Below are 23948 nucleotides of genomic sequence, written 5' to 3'. Positions count from 1 at the left end.
CAACGATGGCGATGAAAAAGTTGCTCATAGCGTCGCTGCTGTTCGGCAGCGCCACTGCATACAGTTCAGACGGATTCGTAGTTCGGGACATTCACTTTGACGGTCTTCAACGCGTCACCGTTGGTGCAGCATTACTGAACATGCCAGTTCGGGTGGGTGATACGGTTAGTGATGAAGATATTAGCCGCACGATTCATTCACTATTCGCAACTGGAAACTTTGAAGATGTTCGTGTCTTACGTGATGGCAATTCACTTGTTGTTCAGGTAAAAGAACGGCCAACCATCGCAAGTATTACTTTCACCGGCAACAAATCGGTGAAAGATGACATGCTCAAGCAAAACCTTGAAGCCTCTCGCGTTCGTGTTGGCGAAGCCCTTGACCGCACTATGCTGTCCAATATTGAGAAGGGGCTGGAAGATTTCTATTACAGTGTTGGTAAATACAACGCGACAGTAAAAGCCGTTGTCACGCCACTGCCCCGCAACCGTATTGATTTGAAGCTCGTTTTTTCTGAAGGGGTTTCTGCCAAGATCCAACAAATTAATATTGTTGGTAATAAAGCCTTCTCAACCAATGAATTGCTTAACCAGTTTCAACTTAGGGATGATGTTCCCTGGTGGAACATGATGGCTGACCAAAAATACCAGAAACAAAAATTGGCAGGTGATCTTGAAACCTTGCGTAGTTTCTATCTTGATCGAGGCTATGCGCGTTTCAATATTGACTCGACTCAAGTTAACCTGACGCCAGATAAGAAAGGTATTTATGTCACTGTCAATATCACCGAAGGCGATCAGTATAAAATCGCTGGGGTTGATTTGAATGGTAATTTGGCGGGTTACCAGTCCCAAATCGAAGAATTGACTAAAATTGAACCTGGTTCGCTGTATAATGGTGCAGAAGTAACCAAGATGGAAACCGCCATCAAAAACCTGCTTGGTCGCCACGGTTATGCTTATCCTCGCGTAATGACACAACCTGAAATCAACGATTCCGATAAGACGGTTAAGCTGCATGTGAATGTTGATTCTGGTAATCGCTTCTATGTGCGTAAAATCCTTTTTTTCAGGCAATAATGTGAGTAAAGATTCTGTATTACGCCGTGAAATGCGTCAGATGGAAGGCTCTTGGCTGGGGAGTGATTTGGTTGAGCAGGGTAAAGAACGCCTCAATCGATTAGGGTATTTTGACTCTGTTGATGTGGAAACGGAACGCGTACCAGGCAGTCCAGATCAGGTTGACGTGGTTTACAAAGTCAAAGAGCGCAATACGGGTTCTATGAACTTTGGTGTGAGTTTCGGCACAGAAAGTGGCATGGGTTTCCAGGTTGGACTCCAACAGGCCAACTGGCTGGGGACAGGCAACGCCGTGAGCATCAACGCCAGTAAAAATGACTATTCAACATCGGCTGATATATCGATGACTAACCCTTACTTCACCGTCGATGGTGTCAGTTTGGGGGGGCGTCTGTTCTATAACGATTTCCGCGCCAATGATGCTGATCTTTCGAATTATACCAATAAAGCATACGGTACTGAGGGAACGCTCGGCTTCCCATTGAATGAAAATAACGGCCTGTCGTTTAGACTGGGTTATATCCATAACTCTCTGTCTAATATGCGACCACAGAGCGCGATGTGGCGTTATTGGAATAAAATGGGTAAACATCCCAATTTTAAAGATAAGGCGAATTTTGATTCTAATGACTTCACCGTCACAATAGGATGGGTTTACAACAATCTTGACCGTGGTTTCTTCCCGACATCTGGCCTGAAATCCTCTCTGGATACGAAAGTGACCATTCCTGGTTCCGACAACCAGTTCTATAAAATCACTTGGAACTCAGCCGCTTATTATCCATTAGATGATAATCACGCATGGGTACTGATGGGGCGTACACGACTGGGATATGGTGGCGGTTTTGGTGGCAAGGAAATGCCATTCTATGAGAACTTTTATGCCGGTGGTTCCAGCAGTGTTCGTGGCTTCCGGTCGAATAATATTGGCCCGAAAGCGGTTTATTTAGATGGACAAAGTGGTAAACCAAATAGCCCATCCCGTGATGCCGTGGGGGGTAACGCGACGGCGGTTGCGAGTTTCGAACTGATTACCCCGACACCGTTCCTGGATGCTAAATATGCCAACTCCCTGCGGACTTCGCTATTTGTGGACGCGGGAACTGTGTGGGATACCAATTGGGATAAGACTGACGCAGGGATGCCAGACTACAGTAAGCCAAATAACATCCGTGTTTCGGCCGGTATTGCTCTGCAATGGATATCACCATTAGGACCACTGAGCTTCTCTTATGCACAGCCAATTAAGGAATATTCCGGTGATAGAGCGGAACAGTTCCAGTTCAATATTGGCGGAGTTTGGTAATTTTTAATCATTTTTGGTAAAAATCGCCCTATTATTAATATGTAAAAATAGCGTAGGTCAAAGGAGTTTATAGTGAAGAAAATATTGTGTGCAGCAGGTTTGGGGATAGCATTAGCATTTTCTGCGGGTGCGCAGGCGGCAGATAAAATTGCTTTAGTGAATGTAGCTGAAGTTTTTCAACAGTTACCTGCCCGTGAAGCTGTGGCAAAACAGTTGGAAAACGAATTTAAAGGCCGCGCAACCGAATTACAGCGTATGGAATCTGAGTTGCAAACTAAAATCCAAAAATTACAGCGTGATGGCTCAACCATGAAGGCCAGTGAACGCGAAAAATTGGAAAAAGAAGTGATGGCGAAACGTGATGACTTTGCTCAGAAAGCGCAAAGTTTTGAAAACGATAACCGCCGTCGTCAGATGGAAGAACGCGGTAAAATTCTGAACCGTATTCAGGATGCAGTCAAAGTGGTTGCAGGCAAAGAAGGTTACGATCTGGTTCTGGATGCGAATACCGTGGTGTATTCTACGTCAGGTAAAGATATCACTGTAGAAGTACTGAAACAGGTTAAGTAAGTAGATGGTTTCAATTCGATTGGCTGATCTCGCTCAGCAGTTGAATGCGCAATTACATGGTGATGGCGATATCGTCATCACCGGTATTGCGCCGATGTATTCAGCAAATAACGAGCAAATTACATTTTTATCCGACAGTCGTTATACTGACAAACTTGCTACCTGTCAGGCTGCGGCCGTTGTGCTGCGTGAAGCAGATCTCCCTCACTGCAAAGTTGCCGCGTTGGTTGTTAATGATCCTTACCTTGCCTATGCCCGTATGGCGCAAATTATGGATACGACACCGAAACCGGCACAGGATATCCACCCATCAGCAGTGATTTCCTCTGAGGGGGTACTGGGCAAAAATGTGGCGATTGGTGCCAATGCGGTTATCGAATCCGGCGTTATGCTTGGTGATAACGTTATTGTTGGTGCCGGTTGTTTTATTGGAAAAAATGCGCGGATTGGTGCAGGAACCCGTCTTTGGGCCAATGTATCGGTATACCACAATGTTGAAATTGGTGAGTCGTGTTTGATCCAGTCAGGGACTGTTATCGGTTCTGATGGTTTTGGTTATGCCAATGAGCGCGGAAATTGGGTTAAAATTCCACAGTTAGGCACAGTGATCATCGGAAATCGCGTTGAAATCGGCGCTTGTACGACAATTGATCGCGGCGCATTGGATAACACAGTCATCGGTAATGGTGTTATCATAGACAACCAATGTCAGATTGCCCACAACGTGACGATTGGAGACAACACCGCAGTGGCGGGTGGCGTCGTTATGGCGGGCAGTTTGAAAATGGGCCGTTACTGTATGATTGGTGGAGCCAGTGCCATCAATGGGCACATGGAAATCTGTGATAAAGTGACCGTGACGGGTATGAGCATGGTGATACGTCCAATCACAGAGCCGGGCGTATACTCGTCGGGGCTTCCGTTACAACCGAACAAAGTTTGGCGCAAGACGGCCGCTTTAATCATGAACATCAGTGAGATGAATAAGCGCTTGAAGTCAGTTGAACGCCAACTGGAAGGTGAAAACGAATAATCATACCCGCATCTTGGATAGACATTTTTGATTAAACGTTTTTAATTAGCATTTTTGGTTGTGCTTTTGATTTTTGCGGCCTGCCTGATAGCTCTGAATTTGGAGTTAACGCAGGCCGTGTCGTTAATATTATGATTTTTATATGACAGGAAGAGTATTTAGATGAGTGATAATCATACTCTGCAAATTGAAGAGATTTTAGATTTACTGCCTCACCGCTACCCATTTTTGTTGGTAGACCGCGTCTTGGATTTTGAGAAAGGTAAATTTCTGCGCGCAGTCAAGAATGTATCATTTAATGAACCATTCTTTCAGGGACACTTCCCGGGTAAACCCATTTTTCCTGGTGTTTTGATCCTCGAAGCAATGGCTCAAGCTACCGGTATTTTGGCGTTCAAAAGTGTTGGATCACTGGCGCCAGGTGAATTGTATTACTTTGCAGCGATTGATGGCGCTCGCTTCAAGCGTCCGGTTCTGCCAGGTGATCAAATGATCATGGAAGTAGAATTTATTAAAGAACGTCGCGGTGTTGCGCGTTTCAGGGGCGTAGCGAAAGTCGATGGAGAAGTGGCTTGCGAAGCTGAAATGATGTGTGCTCGCCGTCGTGAGGCTTAATCCATGATTGATAAGACCGCGATTATCCATCCCTCTTCTATTATTGAAGAGGGTGCTGTTATTGGCGCCAATGTTCGCATTGGCCCATTTTGTTATATCGGTGCCCACGTTGAGATTGGTGAAGGGACTGAATTAAAATCCCATATTGTGGTTAATGGGATAACTAAAATTGGTTGTGATAACCAGATTTATCAATTTGCCTCTATTGGGGAGGTCAATCAGGATCTCAAATATCAGGGTGAACCAACCCGTGTTGAAATTGGTGACCGTAATCGCATTCGTGAAAGTGTTTCTATCCACAGAGGCACGGTGCAGGGTGGGGGCGTGACTAAAGTTGGCAGTGACAATCTGCTGATGATCAACGCCCATATCGCCCATGACTGTATCATTGGTGATCGTTGTATTATTGCGAACAACGGTACATTGGGCGGGCATGTTATTCTGGGTGATCATGTCATTATTGGTGGTATGACGGCGGTGCATCAATTCTGTCAAATTGGTTCCCACGTGATGGTGGGTGGCTGTTCCGGCGTTGCTCAGGATATTCCTCCTTACATCATCGCACAGGGAAACCATGCAACTCCTTTCGGATTGAATATCGAAGGCCTGAAACGCCGTGGGTTTGACAAAGAATCTCTGCATGCCATTCGTCATGCCTATAAGACGCTTTATCGCAGCGGAAAAACATTGGAAGAAGCCAGAAAAGAGATTGATCTCCAAGCGGAAAACAGCCCGCATGTGAAAGTATTCAGTGATTTTCTGGAACATTCCGCAAAATCCAGCCGTGGCATCATTCGTTAATAAGTAGATGAAGGATACTCCTTTGACTACCTTTTCTTCTGTTGATAATCAGCGCCCCCTGATAATTGGTTTGGTCGCCGGAGAAACTTCCGGTGATATACTTGGGGCAGGGCTGATTCGTGCATTGAAAGCAAAAATTCCGCACGCCCGTTTTGTGGGTGTTGCTGGTCCTCTTATGCAGGCAGAAGGTTGTGAAGCCTGGTATGAGATGGAAGAGCTGGCCGTCATGGGGATCGTCGAAGTGCTGGGACGTTTGCCCCGTTTGCTGAAAATACGCAAAGATTTAACCGCCCGTTTTACCGCGTTGAAACCTGATGTGTTTATTGGCATTGATGCGCCTGACTTCAACATTACTTTGGAAGGCAGGCTTAAACAGCAGGGAATTAAAACGATCCATTACGTTAGCCCATCGGTATGGGCGTGGCGTCAGAAACGCGTGTTTAAAATGGGGCGGGCAACGGATTTGGTATTGGCGTTTTTACCTTTTGAAAAAGCTTTTTACGATCGGTTTAACGTTCCGTGCCGATTTATCGGGCACACAATGGCAGATGCGATGCCCTTGCAACCCGATAAAGCCGCCGCCAGAAAAATTCTGGGTATTCCATTGGCCGCTCACTGTCTGGCAATATTGCCGGGGAGTCGTCATGCTGAAGTCGAGATGCTCAGTGCTGACTTCTTAAAAACCGCCCAATTATTACGGGAAGAATATCCCGACTTGCATGTATTGGTTCCGTTGGTTAATGCCAAACGGCGTGAACAGTTTCAGCGCATTAAGAACGAGACAGCACCGGATTTGCTGCTCCATTTATTGGATGGCAAAGCGCGTGAAGCCATGATTGCCAGTGATGCCACTTTACTGGCCTCCGGGACGGCTGCACTGGAATGTATGCTGGCCAAATGCCCAATGGTAGTGGGCTATAGAATGAAACCTTTTACATTTTGGCTGGCAAAACGCTTGGTGAAAACACCGTATGTTTCTTTGCCTAACTTACTGGCAGGAAAAGAATTAGTCAAAGAACTGCTACAAGATGAATGCGAACCACAAGCGTTGTCAGAGGCATTGTTACCTCTTGTGCAAGGTGGTGCGGATGTGGATGCGTTGCAACAAACGTTCTTGCATTTGCATAAAAGCATTCGCTGTGATGCCGATGAACAGGCTGCGCAAGCCGTTCTGGAATTAGCGAGAAGATAATGGATTTTGTTTATCCACAGGCGAATTTGATTGCCGGTGTTGATGAAGTTGGGCGTGGCCCACTGGTAGGGGCTGTCGTGACTGCGGCGGTTATTCTTGATCCGCTCAAACCGATTGCAGGCTTAATGGATTCCAAGAAACTCACGGAAAAACGCCGTGAGGCACTGTATTGGGAAATAAAAGAAAAAGCTTTATGTTGGAGTCTCGGTCGCGCAGAGCCGGAAGAGATCGACCAGCTTAACATCCTCCACGCCACTATGCTGGCTATGCAAAGAGCCGTTGCCGGGTTGGCACTCATACCGGATTATGTTCTGATTGATGGCAACCGCTGTCCGGTGTTATCCATGCCAGCTCAGGCTGTCATTAAGGGCGATAATCTGGTTGCAGAAATCAGTGCTGCCTCTATTCTTGCCAAAGTCACACGTGACAGAGAAATGGCAGAGCTGGATAAACAGTTCCCTGACTATGGCTTTGCGAAACATAAAGGTTATCCAACCGCCCTGCATCTGGAAAAACTGGCTTCTTTGGGCGCTACGGAGCACCATCGTAAAAGTTTTGCGCCCGTTAAACGGGTGCTAGGTCTTATATAAAATCTGGGATAAGTATCTGGGCAGATTATGACAGAACCACGTTTTGTACACTTACGTGTTCACAGTGATTATTCAATGATTGATGGCTTGGCTAAGACCGGCCCATTGGTGAAAAAAATCGCCAAATTGGGGATGCCCGCTTTTGCGATCACGGATTTTACCAACTTGTGTGGATTGGTGAAATTCTATGGTAGTGCCCACGGTGCCGGTATCAAGCCAATTATTGGTGCAGATTTTTATGTGGAAAGTGATTTGCTGGGGGATGAATATGCCCATCTGACGATCCTTGCTCGTAATAATGAAGGTTACCAAAATCTGACTTTGCTGATCTCTGAGGCTTACCAAAAAGGTTATGGTGCGATTGGCCCGACTCTCCAGCGGGAATGGCTGGTGAAATACAAAACAGGGTTGATCCTGTTGTCGGGGGGACGCATGGGGGATGTGGGTAAATTCCTGCTGCGTGGCAATCGTGCGATGGTGGAGCAATGCCTCGATTTTTATCAGGAGCATTTCCCTGACAGTTATTACCTTGAGCTGATCCGTACCGGACGTCAGGATGAAGAAAACTATCTTCATGCGGCTGTGGCACTGGCGTCAGAAAAAAATCTTCCTGTTGTGGCAACCAACGACGTTTGTTTTCTTGAAAGCGAAGACTTCGAAGCCCACGATATTCGGGTTGCTATCCACGATGGTTATACACTGTCTGATCCGAAACGGCCTAAAAATTACAGCCCTCAGCAATATCTACGCAGTGAACAGGAGATGTGCGAGCTTTTCTCAGACATTCCTGAAGCGCTACAAAATAGCGTAGAAATTGCTAAACGCTGTAATGTCACGATCCGTCTTGGTGAGTATTTCCTGCCCCAATTTCCGACGGGAGAAATGAGCACAGAAGACTTTCTCATTGAAAAATCCAGGCAAGGATTGGAAGAGCGTCTGGAATTTCTCTATCCCGACCCAGAAGTCAGGGAGCAGAAACGGCCAGAATATGATGAGCGTCTGGATATTGAACTGAACGTTATCAATCAGATGGGATTTCCTGGCTACTTCCTGATCGTAATGGAATTTATCCAGTGGTCGAAAGACAACGGTGTTCCCGTTGGTCCAGGACGAGGTTCTGGTGCCGGCTCCCTTGTGGCTTATGCGTTAAAAATTACCGACCTCGATCCGCTAGGATTCGATCTGCTGTTTGAACGTTTCCTTAACCCTGAACGTATTTCCATGCCAGATTTTGACATCGATTTCTGTATGGAAAAACGTGATCAGGTTATCGATCACGTTGCAGATATGTACGGACGAGATGCCGTATCGCAGATCATCACTTTTGGTACGATGGCGGCGAAAGCGGTTATCCGTGATGTTGGGCGTGTACTTGGACACCCCTATGGATTTGTGGATCGAATATCCAAACTGGTGCCTCCTGACCCGGGTATGACACTGGAAAAAGCGTTTGCTGCCGAACCCCAGTTACCTGAAATTTACGAAGCGGATGAAGAGGTTAAAGCGCTGATAGACATGGCGCGTAAACTGGAAGGTGTCACTCGTAACGCAGGTAAGCATGCCGGTGGTGTTGTTATTGCACCAACCAAAATTACTGATTTTGCGCCAATTTACTGTGATCCAGAAGGACAGAACCCGGTTACCCAGTTTGACAAAAATGATGTGGAATATGCAGGTCTGGTTAAGTTTGACTTCCTTGGCCTGAGAACCCTGACCATCATCAACTGGGCGCTTGAGATGGTGAATGCACGTCGTGCCAGGCAAGGGCTGGAGCCGATTGATATCGCCGCTATTCCGTTGGACGATAAGAAAAGTTTCGATATGCTGCAACGCTCTGAAACCACGGCCGTGTTCCAGCTTGAATCTCGCGGAATGAAGGACTTAATCAAACGTCTGCGCCCTGACTGTTTTGAAGACATGATCGCATTAGTGGCGCTGTTCCGTCCTGGGCCGTTGCAATCAGGCATGGTAGATAACTTTATCGACCGTAAACATGGACGGGAAGCGCTTTCCTATCCTGATGTGGAATGGCAGCACGAATCCTTAAAACCTGTATTGGAGCCAACTTACGGTATCATTCTGTATCAGGAACAGGTGATGCAAATTGCGCAGGTTTTAGCCGGTTATACCCTGGGCGGGGCAGATATGTTGCGCCGTGCGATGGGTAAGAAAAAACCAGAAGAGATGGCTAAACAGCGGTCGGTATTTGAAGAGGGAGCGTTAAAACAGGGCGTGGATGGTACGCTCGCCATGAAAATATTCGATTTGGTGGAGAAATTCGCGGGTTATGGCTTTAACAAATCTCACTCCGCAGCTTATGCACTGGTTTCCTACCAAACGTTATGGTTGAAAGCGCACTATCCGGCAGAATTTATGGCTGCCGTGATGACAGCGGATATGGATAACACCGAAAAAGTCGTTGGGCTGGTGGATGAGTGCTGGCGCATGAGGCTGAAAGTTCTTCCTCCTGATATAAATAGCGGCTTGTATCATTTCCATGTCAATAATGACGGAGAAATTGTTTACGGCATTGGCGCGATTAAAGGCGTGGGGGAAGGGCCGATTGAAGCGATGCTCGAAGCCCGACAGAAAGGGGGGCATTTCAAAGAGCTATTCGACCTGTGTGCACGTGTTGATATCAAAAAAAATAAACCGTCGTGTGATGGAGAAACTGATCATGTCCGGTGCTTTTGATCGGTTGGGACCACATCGTGCAGCACTGATGTCTTCCCTGGAAGGGGCACTGAAAGCAGCGGATCAACATGCCAAAGCCGAAGCTACGGGTCAAACAGATATGTTTGGTGTGTTGGCTGAAGAGCCAGAACAAGTTGAGCGTTCCTATGCCAGCACCCCGAAATGGCCGGATCAGGTGGTATTGGATGGTGAGCGGGAAACATTAGGCTTGTACTTAACTGGACACCCCATCACAGGTTATTTGAAAGAGATTGAACGATATACCAATGGATTGCGTCTAAAAGATGTGAACCCGACACCTCGTGGCCAGATAACAACAGTGGTAGGTTTGGTATTAGCTTCCAAAATATTGACGACCAAACGGGGAAACCGGATTGGTATCAGTACATTGGATGATCGTTCAGGACGTCTGGAGATCATGCTGTTTTCTGATGCGTTGGAAAGGTATCAGCATTTATTGGAACAGGACAAGATTTTGATTGCTACCGGACAAGTCAGCTTTGATGACTTCAGCGGTGGGCTTAAAATGACAGTTCGTGAATTAATGGATATCAGTGAAGCACGTGAAAAATTTGCACGTGGGCTTGCTATCTCGTTATCAGACAGGCAAATTGATGAGCAATTATTGAGCCGTCTTCGTGGGGCATTGGAGCCACACCGTTCAGGTACGATACCGGTTCATCTTTATTATCAGCGGGTAGATGCCCGCGCCCGTTTACGATTCGGGGCGACCTGGCGGGTAACGCCAACAGACACCCTGTTGACCGATCTGCGAACTCTGCTGGGTAATGAGCAGGTAGAATTAGAATTTGACTAGAATAGGAACATTATGAGTCTGAATTTTCTGGATTTTGAACAGCCGATTGCCGAGCTGGAAGCGAAAATTGATTCGCTTACCGCAGTTAGCCGTCAAGATGAAAAGCTAGATATCAATCTGGATGAAGAAGTCCAGCGTCTGCGGGAAAAAAGCCTGGAGCTGACTCGCAAAATTTTCGCTGATTTAGGGGCATGGCAAATTTCCCAGCTATCACGTCATCCCTTGCGCCCTTATACACTGGATTATATTCAGCATATATTTACTGACTTTGAAGAGTTAGCGGGTGATCGTGCCTATGCAGATGACAAAGCCATTGTAGGAGGGTTAGCGCGTATTGATGGCCGTCCTGTCATGGTGATAGGCCATCAGAAAGGGCGTGAAACCAAAGAAAAGATCCGTCGTAATTTTGGTATGCCATCGCCGGAAGGTTATCGTAAGGCATTGAGATTGATGGAGATGGCAGAGCGTTTCAAATTGCCAATCATGACTTTCATTGATACTCCGGGGGCCTATCCCGGAGTAGGTGCAGAAGAGCGTGGTCAGTCAGAAGCTATTGCCCGTAACCTACGTGAAATGTCTCATCTTTCTGTTCCTATCATTTGTACCGTGATTGGCGAAGGGGGTTCTGGTGGCGCATTGGCGCTTAGTGTGGGTGATAAAGTTAACATGTTGCAATACAGCACCTTCTCCACCATCTCTCCTGAAGGCTGTGCTTCCATCTTGTGGAAAAGCGCTGAAAAAGCACCATTGGCGGCGGAAGCCATGGGGAATACCGCCCCACGTTTGAAAGAATTGAATTTGATTGATACTGTTATTCCTGAGCCATTGGGTGGTGCGCACCGTAACTATGAAGAAATCGCTGAAACATTGAAAGCTCAACTGTTAGCTGATCTTGCTGAATTGAGCGAACTGGACAGTGAAGAATTAGTTAACCGCCGTTATGAGCACTTAATGCAGTACGGTTATTGCTAAGGTCTAAAGTTTTTACTCGCTAATAGCGGATGAAAATCATTTACCAGGCGGAAATATTGAGGAGTGATAACCCCCTGATATTTCCGCCTGTTTTGCTGTTTGTAAGGGCGAAATCATTACGTCATATATAATCTAATATTATCATGCCTGATGGCATTGGGATGGAATAGGCGCCTCGTAGGCTGGGCTTTAAAATAATAAGTTGAGTTTTTCTATGGCCAAATATAAATATATTATTTATGCGTTTTCTTGCGTGTTTATCTGGAGTTTTATTCCTTCTATATCGCGTTTTGGTCAGAAAGAGATGGATCACTTCCAATATTTATTCTGGTCAAATATTTTGTCTGTTTTAGCGGTATTTGTCGTTGCCCTCATGATGGGAAGAAGTTGGAAGGGTATTTTATTCATTCCTTTACCCGTTATGCTTAAGGTTTTGATCTTAGGTGCGTTGGATTGTTTCTTCTATTTGCTGCTTTACTATGGTTATTCCATTGAAAATGGTGTGGCTGTTTTGGTGATCCAATATAGCTGGCCGTTAATGATTATTGGATTGTCATTTTTTCTGTTTAAAGAAAAATTAACGATCAAACAGATGATTGGTATTGTCATGGGCTTTATGGCGGTAGTGATCACTTTCACGAAAGGCAATATTACCGAGATTGCAGTGGAACATCCGCAGGCATTGTTGCTGGTATTTAGCGGAGCATTTTGTTTTGCATTAATGTCGGTATTATCGAGACAGTTTGCTATTGATCCCTATATTAGTACATTCTGGGTATTCCTCTGTTCTACCTTAGTTTCTGCGGTATTTATGTTTGCTTTCAGCCGCATTAATTTGCCTGTCGGTGACTCGCTGATGCCAACGTTACTTAACGGCATCATACTGAATGGGATTTCTTATATTATTTGGTTCAAAGCCATGAATGGCCCTGATTCCCATAAGGTTGCTTCAATCTTATTTTTATCCCCCGTTTTGTCGATGATGTGGATTATCTTGTTTTTTGGTGATGCATTTGTCCCTGCCTATGTGTTTGGATTAGCACTGGTTATTATTTCTGGATTACTCTGTATCAGTACCAAGAGAAAAACGTCCGAACAGAATGAATTGACGGATGATCTGATTGAGGATTGATTAGGCAAAATGAAAAAAGGTTTGGCTCTATAATGGCAAGTTCTCATGATCTTCTGCTTACGGCGTTGGCAGAACAAATTGGTCAGCATAAAAAGATTTTGCTTGGATTTAGCGGTGGACTGGATTCCACCGTATTGCTGCATTTGCTGGTTCGTTTGCGAACCCAACCCCATCAATTGAGTCGTGAAAGAGTGGGGTTAAGGGCAATCCATATTCATCATGGCTTAAACCCAAAAGCGGATTTATGGGTCGAACATTGTCGTCAGGTTTGCGCTGATTGGCAGGTGGGTTTCCGAACCGAAAAAGTCCGGCTTGATACTCGCCAGAATGGGATTGAAGCGGCGGCCCGAAATGCGCGTTATCACGCTTTCCAGCGTGAGCTACAACAGGATGAGGTTTTAATCACGGCGCAACATCTTGATGATCAGGCAGAAACGTTTTTATTAGCCCTGAAACGGGGCAGTGGTCCGGCGGGATTATCTTCCATGCCTGCCAGAATGCCCTTTGCGGGAACGACATTGATTCGCCCATTGCTAAATGTAAGCCGTGCAGAGTTGGAAGAGTATGCACAGGCACAAAAATTACAATGGGTCGAGGATGACAGTAATCAAGATGATCGTTATGACCGTAATTTCCTGCGCCTGAATATCATGCCGTTATTCAATCAGCGTTGGCCGCATTTCCCCCAAGCGGTTTCCCGCAGCGCCAGTTTGTGTGGTGAGCAAGAACAATTGCTGGATGAATTGTTACAAGAATCTTTGGATTCACTGATTACCGCAGAAGGTTCGATATCCATTCCACCTTTGGAAAACAGTTCGGAAGCAAAACGAAATGCGTTGTTGCGGCGATGGCTCAATCAGTGTGGGGTAAAAATGCCGGCCCGAGAGCAGCTTCAACGCATTTGGTCCGAAGTGGCACTCGCCAGACAAGATGCAGAACCGCGTTTTAGATTGGGGCAATATGATATTCGTCGTTATCGGCAGCAACTTTGGCTACTTCCGCAATATCAGGATCTGGCGGGATCAATTCTTGCCTGGGATTTACAGCAGGCATTGACGTTACCAGATGGGTTGGGAACGCTGCTCTGTTTTAAAGAACATGGCATGACAGTGAGAAAACCAACCCGTCATGAGCAAGTGACAATTCGTTTTGGGGTTCAGGGCAATATTAGTATTGTCGGGCGACAACATTCCCGTCACAGTAAAAAACTGTGGCAAGAATTAGGGATTTCCCCTTGGCTCAGGGAGAGAACACCGTTGCTTTATTACAATGAAAAACTGATTGCCGCGCTGGGGGTTTTCATCACGAAAGAAGGGCAGAATTTGCCTGATGATGAAGGAATTTCGGTTCAGTGGAAGAAAATTATGCTGTCTATTTAATGCATGTTTTTCTGACATAAAAAAAGTCCTTATTCTATATAAGGACTTTGGGGGGGGGGGGGGGGTTAATCGCTATTAGCGATCAGATTTAAGAATGCTCAATAACAATCGTTCCAATTTCTGGATTGCTGAAACTAATAATGTAATCTAACCTTAATTCACGGGTTCCTTTATTTGAATCGACGAGAAGATATTCAATTTTTTTTCTTAAAATCAGCTTATTCGCTTTTCCTTCAACGGATTCACCATCTCGCAATTGGAGACGTAAATGTAGCTGGCGTTGACATGCTAGCTCAAGGTTATCGTAATCATCACAGTTAATTGGTTGATATTCTTCGTTATCTATAGACATATTTACTCACCACTGTGTTAGTGGCGGTTATCGAGCCGCCCGTGATTGACCAAAATCAAATACAAAATGCCACTTACGACTATAGCACAGTAAGCTTCCCGTTATTACTGAATAAGTCGGTGAGACTTTCGTTAAAACAGGAAGTGGATTAAACCTGTATCTTACCATTACGCAATAAAATAAAGTCATGCTATTCGATGGTTCTCTCCGTGCATTTTGGAACCCATCAGCGTAATGTCAATGTTGTTAGGTAAAGTTTATGCTTTGCTTGAAAGTGAATGATTATCTTTTTGAATTTATTGGATCAAATGATGAATAAAAAAATATTGCTAGCATTGTTGGTTGCGGGTGTATTTACCGCTACGGGATGCCAGAATACATTCGTAACCCCGGATACCGCTGTCTCTCAGGAAAAGTTTCAGTCAAGTGACAACGTGTTTAGTGGTGTTGTTCCTTGTGCGGATTGTGCAGGTATCGAGACGACCTTACAGCTTGCTAAAGATGGGACATATATATTGGGGCAAACTTATTTGGGAGCCAAACATCAGGAAAATACGTTCTTTGAAACCGGTCATTGGGTGATAAAGGGTAAAAAGATTATCTTAAGTCAGCAAGATGACCAAAAATCTTATTATCTGATGAAAGGCGAGAACCTGGTTATGCTGGATATCAACGGCGAGCCAATTCAATCAAGCCTCAATTATGAATTAGCGAACGCCAAACCGAAAAAACTGGCAGGAGAATACAGCTATTTTGCTGACTCTGCTTTCTTTACCGAATGTGGCACCGGAAAGCGTTATGATGCGGCGGAAAATATCGATTTAGAACGTGGTTACAGTGCGATGGGAGTAGAAGGTGGAACCCCTGTTTATGTGGAAATAGAGGGCTATTACACGGTTCGTCCGTCAATGGAAGATGGCTTGTTTGATAATGCCGTGGTCCAAACAGGTAAAATTCGGTTTGATAAAGCTTCTTCCTGCCATACGAAGAAATAACGTATAACAGTGGCGCATATCTATTGAAAATCCTGCGTAATAAATACGCAGGTTTTCTTAAAAGCTGACCAAAGAAATTAAACTTGTTGAATATGATCTTTCAGGTAATCAACGATATTTTCCAGTTTCAGCATCTGCTTATCACCAGTACGGCGGTATTTATATTCGATCTCACCGTTATCTAAGTTACGATCACCGATAACCAGATTATGTGGTACACCGATCAGTTCCATATCAGCAAACATAACACCAGGGCGCTCTTTGCGATCGTCGAAAATGACATCAATGCCGCTGGCACGTAAATCTGCATATAATTTTTCGGCGACTTCTTTCACGCGGTAAGATTTGTGCATGTTCATTGGCAGGATCGCCACCTGGAATGGGGCAATGGCATCTGGCCAGATAATGCCACGATCATCGTGATTCTGTTCAATGGCTGCGGCAACGATACGGGTGATACCAATCCCATAGCATCCCATAGTGATCACTTGATTGTGCCCATCTTCGTTTTGCACGGTTGCTTTCAAGGCATCAGAATATTTGGTGCCTAATTGGAAGATATGACCCACTTCAATACCACGCTTGATTAACAGCGTTCCTTTACCGTCTGGGCTGGCGTCACCTTCAACCACATTACGGATATCCGCCACTTCTGGCAGTGGTAAATCACGCTCCCAGTTAATGCCAAAGTAGTGTTTGTCATCAATATTAGCGCCGGCACCAAAATCACTCATGATGGATACGCTGCGGTCAATAATGACCGGCATCGGCAGGTTGACCGGTCCTAAAGAACCAGGGCCTGCTTTCACGATGGCACGGATTTCTTCTTCGGTCGCAAAAGTCAACGGGCTGGCGACTAAAGGCAATTTTTCTGCTTTGATCTCATTCAGTTCATGATCACCACGTACCAGCAAGGCAACTAATTTATGCCCACTTTCTTCTGTGGCATGAACGATCAGAGTTTTAACGGTTTTTTCAATTGGCAGATTGAATTGTTCTACCAGTTCAGCAATGGTTTTAGCGTTTGGTGTATCGACCAGACGCAGCTCTTCAGACGGAGCCGCACGCTCTTGAGATGGTATGACTGCTTCAGCCAACTCAATATTGGCCGCATAGTTAGACTCGGTAGAGAAAACGATATCATCTTCACCACTGTCTGCCAGAACCTGGAATTCGTGGGAAGCACTGCCACCGATTGAACCCGTATCAGCCAGAACTGCACGGAAATCTAAGCCGATGCGGGTAAAGATCTTACTGTAGGCCTCGTACATCTTCTCGTAAGTCTCTTGCAGAGAGGCTTGGGTAGTGTGGAAAGAATATGCATCTTTCATGATAAATTCACGTGAACGCATAACACCAAAGCGTGGACGAACTTCATCACGGAATTTGGTCTGGATCTGGAACAGGCTCAGTGGAAGCTGCTTATAGGAAGTGACTTCGTTACGCACCAGATCAGTGATAACTTCTTCATGAGTGGGTCCCAAAACGAAAGGGCGTTCACCGCGATCAACAAAACGCAGTAATTCTGGGCCATATTGTTCCCAACGGCCACTTTCCTGCCACAAATCTGCTGGCTGAACTACTGGCATGGAAACCTCAACTGCTCCCGCATTATTCATCTCTTCACGAACAATGTGTTCAACTTTTCTCAACGCGCGAACACCGGTCGGCATCCAGTTGTACAGACCAGAAGCGAGTTTGCGGATCATTCCGGCACGAAGCATCAGTTGATGACTGACGACTTCTGCATCAGCAGGTGTTTCTTTTAAAGTAGAGAGCAGATATTGGCTAGTACGCATAGTAAGTTTCCATTGGATAGCGAAAAATAAAGACAAATCGCTAGTCTACCAGCGAGCTTGCGATGTCAAAAGGAGTTTTAGCGGGGTTCGATAGAAACCACTTCTGTTGTGGTATTAAAAACTCGCCAGCGAACGTTAAAATCCAAGATATGAGCAGCATATAGGCGGTTTTCCTGCGCTTTTTTACGGTAGGCAGGACGAGGATCTTGCGCTAAAACTTGGCTGATAAAGCGCCTCAAGTGAGGATAATGGGCTTTATAAGGTAAAAGTTGGCATTCCGCTTCTGGTGAGAAATTCACTACCATATCTGCCTCTGGTGCGGCCTGGGCAAAACCCGCCTTGGCTTCTGGCTTTGATTCGGCAAAAGGCAGGTAAGGTTTGATGTCGATAACCGGTGTACCATCTACCAAATCCAAACTACCCAGTTCCAGAATGACGCGGTTGTTCTCGCATTGGATAGCTTTCAATTCCACCAGTGACACGCCAATGGGGTTGGGGCGGAAGGTTGAGCGGGTGGCAAAAACACCCATTTTGGCATTGCCTCCCAAACGAGGGGGACGCACTAATGGATTCCAGCCATCCACCATAGTTTGATGGAAGACAAAAATAATCCATAAATGACTGAACTGCTCCAGCCCGCGTACTGCATCAACCTGATTATAAGGCGCAAGTAATTCTAGCTGCCCTGTACCATCTTCGACCAAACCCGGTTGGCGGGGAATGGCAAATTTCTCTTTATAAGGAGAATGAATGGTTCCTATTTGCGTAAACTGAAAATCTGCCATAAGCGCTTTTTATTAATAATAATTATTTATTGGTTGTCAGTAATGCAGTGCCTTCACAAATGGCAATTTGGTAACAACCCTGACCCGGTAAAATTGCACATTGATGAAGTAAAACTGCGTTTGCGTTTAGATAAGATGCTTTTGTCAGCATATTTTGTCGTGCGGTTGCAATACTGGCGGGAGAATCTTGCAACGTATTACGGCAGGACTCTCCGGCGACAATACCTAACTCTTTAAATGGTAAACCTAAAAGCTCATCCGGCTTAGTATATAGACGGACATAAGAGAGCACTTTGCTTTTTTTGGCTGGCTGATGTTTCAACTTCGGATCTGACATACCAGATTTACTGAACTGGGTTGATGGTGAAGTACACCCAGCGATAAAGAGCGCCATGAAGCAGACAGGTAACACACGCATCGAGTTGAATCCTCATTAAAATTAAAAATGGGTGGATATAAAAATATCCACCCAATGATTTTAATCTTGATTAACTGAATAGGAAAGGTTACCAGCCTTTTATTGCTCCGCCCTTAAAGGCTTCATTGGCTTCTTTTGCTACTTCTGGAGACTGGTACGCTTTCACAAATTTTTGCACATTTTCCGCATCTTTATTGTCTTCGCGGCTGACAATGAGATTTACGTAAGGTGAATCTTTATCTTCAACAAAGATCCCATCTTGCTCTGGTGTTAAACCAATTTGCCCCGCATAGGTGTTATTGATAATAGCGAAAACAATCTTTTGGTCGTCCAGTGAACGTGGTAATTGGGGACCTTCCAACTGTACGATATCCAGGTGCTTAGGATTGCTGGTAATGTCTAAAATAGTTGGCAGCAGACCAACACCCTCTTTCAGAGTGATAAGACCTTGTTTTTGTAATAACAGCAGGGCGCGGCCTTGGTTAGTCGGATCGTTGGGGATGGCAATTTGAGAACCCTCTTGCAATTCATCCACTGACTTAATTTTTTTAGAATAGGCCGCCATTGGGAAAATGAAAGAGTTACCCACACTGGCCAGTTTGTAGTTACGTTCTTTCATTTGCTGATCTAAAAAAGGTTTATGTTGGAAGACATTCACATCAATATCTCCCTTACTCAATGATTCATTTGGCAGAACATAATCATTGAATGTCGTCAGCTCAACATCAAGGCCATATTTATCTTTAGCCACTTGTTTAGCCACTTCGGCAACCTTAAGTTCAGGTCCTGCAATAACGCCAACCTTAATATGGTTTGGATCACGTTGTTCCTGACCGCAACCAGCAAGAATTAATGTACCTAACAATGCACTGACTGCTGCGATGGATTTCAATTTTACTGACATATTTTCACCCCTATTGAATACTGATTTATAACCTGTCTTATCAAGTTACTGCGTACTACTATAATTGAGGCTCTTATTCCCCATCATTTTTCAAATTGCAGCCAATAAAGCAGCAACTTGAAATTTGTCGGGTAGGTATAAGCCTTGCCACTTTGTTGAAAATAATCTATTTGCGATTAACGGCTTTCACTAAATGATCACCGCCGAGCTGAATCAAGAACACTAAAACAACTAATAATGCTAATACGGTATTCATTATTGTCGCATCGTAGCCGATATAACCATATTGATAGCCAATCTGGCCCAAACCACCAGCACCAACAGCGCCACCCATTGCGGAATAACCCACTAATGTAATTAACGTGATGGTGGCGGCATTAATCAAGCTTGGCAAGGCTTCCGGCAATAAAATCTTTTTGACTATCTGAAATGGGGTTGCTCCCATTGCACGCGCTGCTTCAATTAAGCCAGTCGGAATTTCCAACAATGCATTTTCCACCATACGGGCAATAAACGGTGCTGCACCCACAGTCAGCGGAACAATGGCTGCCTGCAAGCCGATTGATGTTCCTACAATCAGACGGGTAAATGGGATCATCCATACCAACAGAATAATAAAAGGTATTGAACGCGTTATATTTACCAATGCAGAAAGTATGCGATAAAGCGTACCATTTTCAATGATCTGCCCAGGGCGAGTAACATATAGAAGCACACCCGCCGGCAATCCAATAACAAAGCCAAAGAAACCAGAGACAAAAGTCATGACGAGGGTTTCCCAGACTCCTTTAGCCATTAATAAAATCATTCCTTCAGACATAACCGAGAACCTCTACTTTTACATGATGCTCTTCTAAAAAGGCAATTGTTGATTTGATACTATCGCTTTCCCCGTCTAATTCAGCCAGCATAACCCCAAATTTCACACCGCCGGCGTAGTCCATTTGAGAACTTAATATGCTGATGTCGATATTAAAGCGGCGAACGGCTATAGAGATTACCGGTGCATCAACTGATTTGCCTGTGAACTCTAGCTTCAGTAATGGACTGCGATCAGGAGCGGATTCCGGTTGCAACTTCTGTAAATAATCTTCAGGAATATCTAGGTGCAGCGTAGATTTGATAAATTCCTGAGCAACCGGTGTCTTGGGATGCGAAAATATTTCGCTCACAACATCTTGTTCAATCAGTTGACCACCACTAATGACAGCAACTTGATCACAGATACGTTTAACGACGTCCATTTCATGGGTAATGAGAAGAATGGTCAGACCCAGTCGACGGTTAATGTCTTTTAATAACTCCAGAATAGAACGTGTTGTTGCTGGGTCCAGAGCGCTGGTGGCTTCGTCACACAAAAGCACTTTGGGGGAGTTTGCCAGAGCCCGCGCAATAGCAACGCGCTGCTTTTGACCACCAGATAAATTGGCAGGATAAGCATCATGTTTTTCAGTAAGGCCGACTAACTCTAGCAATTCGTTAACTTTAGTCTTTATTTCAGCTTTAGGCGTGTTATTAAGTTCCAAAGATAACGCAACATTGCCAAACACAGTTCTGGATGACAACAAATTAAAGTGCTGGAAAATCATGCCAATATGACGACGCGCATGAGTAAGATCACGTTCTGAAAGCGAAGTGAGATCCTGCCCTGCCACTAATACCTGACCAGAAGTCGGCCGTTCAAGCATATTCACACAGCGAATTAAGGTACTTTTGCCCGCACCAGAAGAACCAATGACACCATATATTTGCCCCTGCGGGACATGTAGGTTGATATCTGAAAGCGCTTTTATTGTGCGCGTTCCTTGTTGAAATATCTTATTTATCTGAGTCAGTCTTATCATATTTTTCTTATTAGATGTAAATGATGAATGACTTGAGAACATTTCAACAAGTCATGAATTAAAGTGGATGTTAAGGCGTCTAGACGTCTAAGTCAACTAGGAATAAATTAAATGCTGCATTCTCAATCAGTAATAAATCATGCGATACTGTCCACTTGGTACATTTTTGGAGTAATCAGGTGACTCAAGGTATTCCCGCCGTATTCTTAGATCGTGACGGCACGATTAACATCGATCATGGTTATGTATATGAAATAGATAATTTTCAATTTATTGATGGTGCTATTGAAGCCATGCTTGAATTGAAAAAAATGGGCTATGCCCTGGTTTTGATTACCAATCAGTCAGGCATTGCCCGTAAGATTTTTACTGAAGATCAGTTTATGCAACTAACAGAATGGATGGATTGGTCATTGGCGGATAGAGGTGTTGATCTTGATGGTATCTATTATTGTCCGCATCATCCAGAAGCAGAGGATGAAGAATATAAGAAGAACTGTAATTGTCGCAAGCCACAGCCCGCTATGTTATTAGATGCACAGCAAGCATTGCATATCGATATGTCCTCTTCTTATATGGTAGGAGACAAAATAGAAGATATGTTGGCAGCTAAAGCGGCGAAAGTTGGTACTAAGATTCTTGTTCGTACAGGAAAACCGGTAACAGAAGAAGCTGAACAGGTTGCGGATTTGGTAGTTAATAGCTTGTCAGACTTGCCAAATGTTATAAAAAATAGGCAAAAATAACCATTTGGGTTAAATTATGAGCGATTAAATAAAAAATAATAAAAAAGGCTTGCCTAAATTAAAAGGCTCCCTATAATGCGCTTCCGTTGTCACGACAAACACACAAGCCGGTCGGGATGACAACGTGAAAAGGCCTGAGAATAAGGCTTGACACGAAAAGAGGAAAGCGTAAGATACGCAGCCTCGCAACCCGGAAGGTCCTTCCGGTTGCCAACGCTCTTTAACAAATTAATCAGACAATCTGTGTGGGCACTCACAAGACACTATCTGACGCCGAAAGGCGAAAAAGATTAAAAAAGTCTTGAAGAGTGACTGAACAGTTAATTCATTATGAACGGACAGTCAGAATTCTTTGAGCATCAAACACTTTAATTGAAGAGTTTGATCATGGCTCAGATTGAACGCTGGCGGCAGGCCTAACACATGCAAGTCGGGCGGCAGCGGGAAGAAGCTTGCTTCTTTGCCGGCGAGCGGCGGACGGGTGAGTAATGTCTGGGGATCTGCCCGATGGAGGGGGATAACCACTGGAAACGGTGGCTAATACCGCATAACCTCGAGAGAGCAAAGTGGGGGACCTTCGGGCCTCACACCATCGGATGAACCCAGATGGGATTAGCTAGTAGGTGGGGTAATGGCTCACCTAGGCGACGATCCCTAGCTGGTCTGAGAGGATGACCAGCCACACTGGGACTGAGACACGGCCCAGACTCCTACGGGAGGCAGCAGTGGGGAATATTGCACAATGGGCGCAAGCCTGATGCAGCCATGCCGCGTGTATGAAGAAGGCCTTCGGGTTGTAAAGTACTTTCAGTGGGGAGGAAGGCGCAGGGTTGAATACACCCTGTGATTGACGTTACCCACAGAAGAAGCACCGGCTAACTCCGTGCCAGCAGCCGCGGTAATACGGAGGGTGCAAGCGTTAATCGGAATTACTGGGCGTAAAGCGCACGCAGGCGGTCAATTAAGTTAGATGTGAAATCCCCGGGCTTAACCCGGGAATGGCATCTAAGACTGGTTGACTAGAGTCTCGTAGAGGGGGGTAGAATTCCACGTGTAGCGGTGAAATGCGTAGAGATGTGGAGGAATACCGGTGGCGAAGGCGGCCCCCTGGACGAAGACTGACGCTCAGGTGCGAAAGCGTGGGGAGCAAACAGGATTAGATACCCTGGTAGTCCACGCTGTAAACGATGTCGATTTGGAGGTTGTGGCCTTGAGCTGTGGCTTCCGGAGCTAACGCGTTAAATCGACCGCCTGGGGAGTACGGTCGCAAGATTAAAACTCAAATGAATTGACGGGGGCCCGCACAAGCGGTGGAGCATGTGGTTTAATTCGATGCAACGCGAAGAACCTTACCTACTCTTGACATCCACGGAATTCTGCAGAGATGCGGAAGTGCCTTCGGGACCCGTGAGACAGGTGCTGCATGGCTGTCGTCAGCTCGTGTTGTGAAATGTTGGGTTAAGTCCCGCAACGAGCGCAACCCTTATCCTTTGTTGCCAGCACGTGATGGTGGGAACTCAAGGGAGACTGCCGGTGATAAACCGGAGGAAGGTGGGGATGACGTCAAGTCATCATGGCCCTTACGAGTAGGGCTACACACGTGCTACAATGGCAGATACAAAGAGAAGCGACCTCGCGAGAGCAAGCGGACCTCATAAAGTCTGTCGTAGTCCGGATTGGAGTCTGCAACTCGACTCCATGAAGTCGGAATCGCTAGTAATCGTAGATCAGAATGCTACGGTGAATACGTTCCCGGGCCTTGTACACACCGCCCGTCACACCATGGGAGTGGGTTGCAAAAGAAGTCGGTAGCTTAACCTTCGGGAGGGCGCTGACCACTTTGTGATTCATGACTGGGGTGAAGTCGTAACAAGGTAACCGTAGGGGAACCTGCGGTTGGATCACCTCCTTACCGAAAGATAGTG

Annotated in this window: 18 protein-coding genes, 1 rRNA gene and 2 pseudogenes; 14 read left to right on the top strand and 7 right to left on the bottom strand. The window is 45.4% G+C overall.

All coding sequences use genetic code 11. From position 1 onward, the window contains the following. Nucleotides 1-5: 5 nt before the first annotated feature. The 11 genes and pseudogenes from bamA (at nucleotide 6) to tilS (ending at nucleotide 14180) form a co-directional block, all read left to right on the top strand. Nucleotides 6-2385: pseudogene (gene bamA, locus PXH59_RS11755) on the top strand (outer membrane protein assembly factor BamA). Nucleotides 2386-2457: 72 nt separating this feature from the next. Continuing rightward, nucleotides 2458-2955, top strand: a complete 498-nt coding sequence (gene skp / locus PXH59_RS11750) for a molecular chaperone Skp (protein WP_047769009.1) — start codon at nucleotides 2458-2460, stop codon at nucleotides 2953-2955. A 4-nt stretch (nucleotides 2956-2959) separates the two neighbouring features. Then, nucleotides 2960-3988 carry a UDP-3-O-(3-hydroxymyristoyl)glucosamine N-acyltransferase gene (gene lpxD / locus PXH59_RS11745; protein WP_047769007.1) on the top strand — a complete coding sequence of 343 codons (1029 nt, stop codon included), beginning with the start codon at nucleotides 2960-2962 and terminating at the stop codon, nucleotides 3986-3988. 162 nt (nucleotides 3989-4150) lie between these two features. Further along, nucleotides 4151-4603: a 3-hydroxyacyl-ACP dehydratase FabZ gene (gene fabZ / locus PXH59_RS11740; protein ID WP_047769005.1), complete on the top strand. Its 453-nt coding sequence runs from the start codon at nucleotides 4151-4153 to the stop codon at nucleotides 4601-4603. Nucleotides 4604-4606: 3 nt separating this feature from the next. After that, the gene (gene lpxA, locus PXH59_RS11735; RefSeq protein ID WP_285808478.1) at nucleotides 4607-5404 is read left to right on the top strand and encodes an acyl-ACP--UDP-N-acetylglucosamine O-acyltransferase; all 798 of its coding nucleotides are present in this window, start codon (nucleotides 4607-4609) and stop codon (nucleotides 5402-5404) included. 7 nt (nucleotides 5405-5411) lie between these two features. Continuing rightward, nucleotides 5412-6596, top strand: a complete 1185-nt coding sequence (gene lpxB / locus PXH59_RS11730; protein WP_285808477.1) for a lipid-A-disaccharide synthase — start codon at nucleotides 5412-5414, stop codon at nucleotides 6594-6596. Further along, nucleotides 6596-7186 (top strand): ribonuclease HII, encoded by a 591-nt coding sequence (rnhB, locus tag PXH59_RS11725; protein WP_047768998.1) that lies wholly within the window; start codon nucleotides 6596-6598, stop codon nucleotides 7184-7186. Before lpxB ends, rnhB begins: the two co-directional genes overlap by 1 nt. A 27-nt stretch (nucleotides 7187-7213) precedes the next feature. Then, nucleotides 7214-10697, top strand: a pseudogene (dnaE, locus tag PXH59_RS11720) (DNA polymerase III subunit alpha). Between the two features lie 12 nt (nucleotides 10698-10709). Next, the gene (gene accA / locus PXH59_RS11715; protein ID WP_285808476.1) at nucleotides 10710-11669 is read left to right on the top strand and encodes an acetyl-CoA carboxylase carboxyl transferase subunit alpha; all 960 of its coding nucleotides are present in this window, start codon (nucleotides 10710-10712) and stop codon (nucleotides 11667-11669) included. A 214-nt stretch (nucleotides 11670-11883) separates the two neighbouring features. Continuing rightward, a complete protein-coding gene (locus PXH59_RS11710) occupies nucleotides 11884-12801 on the top strand; it encodes a DMT family transporter (RefSeq protein ID WP_285808475.1) in 918 nt (305 codons plus the stop codon). Nucleotides 12802-12833: 32 nt separating this feature from the next. Further along, nucleotides 12834-14180, top strand: a complete 1347-nt coding sequence (gene tilS / locus PXH59_RS11705) for a tRNA lysidine(34) synthetase TilS (protein ID WP_285808474.1) — start codon at nucleotides 12834-12836, stop codon at nucleotides 14178-14180. An 88-nt stretch (nucleotides 14181-14268) separates the two neighbouring features. Here tilS and rof read toward each other — a convergent pair whose 3' ends face one another. After that, a complete protein-coding gene (gene rof, locus PXH59_RS11700; protein WP_285808473.1) occupies nucleotides 14269-14532 on the bottom strand; it encodes a Rho-binding antiterminator in 264 nt (87 codons plus the stop codon). Between the two features lie 311 nt (nucleotides 14533-14843). Here rof and nlpE point away from each other — a divergent pair, with 311 nt between their 5' ends. Then, on the top strand, nucleotides 14844-15527 hold the full coding sequence (gene nlpE, locus PXH59_RS11695) for an envelope stress response activation lipoprotein NlpE (protein ID WP_285808472.1): 684 nt from the start codon (nucleotides 14844-14846) through the stop codon (nucleotides 15525-15527). 77 nt (nucleotides 15528-15604) lie between these two features. Here the strand turns inward: nlpE and proS are convergent, their stop codons facing one another. The 6 genes from proS to metN all read right to left on the bottom strand — a co-directional run bounded on the left by proS (nucleotide 15605) and on the right by metN (nucleotide 21277). Beyond that, the gene (gene proS / locus PXH59_RS11690) at nucleotides 15605-17326 is read right to left on the bottom strand and encodes a proline--tRNA ligase (protein WP_285808471.1); all 1722 of its coding nucleotides are present in this window, start codon (nucleotides 17324-17326) and stop codon (nucleotides 15605-15607) included. Nucleotides 17327-17403: 77 nt separating this feature from the next. Then, nucleotides 17404-18111 (bottom strand): tRNA (N6-threonylcarbamoyladenosine(37)-N6)-methyltransferase TrmO, encoded by a 708-nt coding sequence (gene tsaA / locus PXH59_RS11685; RefSeq protein ID WP_285808469.1) that lies wholly within the window; start codon nucleotides 18109-18111, stop codon nucleotides 17404-17406. 22 nt (nucleotides 18112-18133) lie between these two features. Next, nucleotides 18134-18529 carry an Rcs stress response system protein RcsF gene (rcsF, locus tag PXH59_RS11680; RefSeq protein ID WP_285808468.1) on the bottom strand — a complete coding sequence of 132 codons (396 nt, stop codon included), beginning with the start codon at nucleotides 18527-18529 and terminating at the stop codon, nucleotides 18134-18136. Nucleotides 18530-18617: 88 nt separating this feature from the next. Continuing rightward, nucleotides 18618-19433 carry a MetQ/NlpA family lipoprotein gene (locus PXH59_RS11675; protein ID WP_285808467.1) on the bottom strand — a complete coding sequence of 272 codons (816 nt, stop codon included), beginning with the start codon at nucleotides 19431-19433 and terminating at the stop codon, nucleotides 18618-18620. Nucleotides 19434-19599: 166 nt separating this feature from the next. Next, the gene (locus PXH59_RS11670; protein WP_047768979.1) at nucleotides 19600-20253 is read right to left on the bottom strand and encodes a methionine ABC transporter permease MetI; all 654 of its coding nucleotides are present in this window, start codon (nucleotides 20251-20253) and stop codon (nucleotides 19600-19602) included. Next, entirely contained in the window at nucleotides 20246-21277 is a 1032-nt protein-coding gene (gene metN, locus PXH59_RS11665; protein WP_047768977.1) for a methionine ABC transporter ATP-binding protein MetN, read from the bottom strand. Before metN ends, PXH59_RS11670 begins: the two co-directional genes overlap by 8 nt. A 179-nt stretch (nucleotides 21278-21456) precedes the next feature. On the opposite strand from metN, the gene gmhB reads away from it, so the two are divergent. Both gmhB and PXH59_RS11655 read left to right on the top strand, forming a co-directional pair. Then, complete coding sequence (gene gmhB / locus PXH59_RS11660; protein ID WP_047768975.1) at nucleotides 21457-22023, top strand: D-glycero-beta-D-manno-heptose 1,7-bisphosphate 7-phosphatase; 567 nt, start codon at nucleotides 21457-21459, stop codon at nucleotides 22021-22023. A 369-nt stretch (nucleotides 22024-22392) separates the two neighbouring features. After that, a 16S ribosomal RNA gene (locus PXH59_RS11655) occupies nucleotides 22393-23935 on the top strand. Nucleotides 23936-23948: the final 13 nt, after the last annotated feature.

The organism is Xenorhabdus bakwenae (genome assembly GCF_030272115.1).
Classification (GTDB): Bacteria; Pseudomonadota; Gammaproteobacteria; order Enterobacterales; family Enterobacteriaceae; genus Xenorhabdus; species Xenorhabdus bakwenae.
The sequence above is the reverse complement of the archived record's forward strand: the minus strand, read 5'-3'. Positions and strand labels throughout refer to the sequence as shown.